The organism is Mesorhizobium sp. M8A.F.Ca.ET.181.01.1.1 (assembly GCF_004792025.1).
In the GTDB taxonomy this organism is placed as follows: Bacteria; Pseudomonadota; Alphaproteobacteria; order Rhizobiales; family Rhizobiaceae; genus Mesorhizobium.
The window spans coordinates 1-418 of sequence record NZ_SRTV01000059.1; the positions used below are offsets into that span (position 1 = coordinate 1).

General features: G+C 64.4%; 1 pseudogene. It reads left to right on the forward strand.

The features are described 5' to 3' along the window. Positions 1 to 418, forward strand: a pseudogene (locus EN824_RS33570) (hypothetical protein); the annotation flags it as partial.

A 418-nucleotide genomic window follows, 5' to 3' on the forward strand; every position in this document is an offset into this window, starting at 1 on the left:
CTCGCGCATTCGAACGTGCAGGGCGCGCGGCATCTGAAGCGCTGGCAGGACGTCTATGAACTGCTCGACGCCGGCATCGACGTGTACACCACGGTCAACGTTCAGCATCTGGAAAGTCTGAACGACGTGGTGGGGCAAATTACCGGCATTCGCGTGTGGGAGACCGTGCCCGACCGCGTGTTCGATCGCGCCGACGAAGTCACGCTGGTCGATCTGCCCGCCGAGGAACTGCTCGATCGCATGCGCGACGGCAAGGTGTACCTCGCGCAGCAGGCCGAGCGCGCGGTGCGCAATTTCTTTCGCAAAGGCAATCTGATCGCGCTGCGCGAGCTTGCGCTACGCCGCACGGCGGACCGTGTCGACGCGCAGATCCACGAGTATCGAGCCGACCGTTCGATCGAGCGCATCTGGCAGGCGC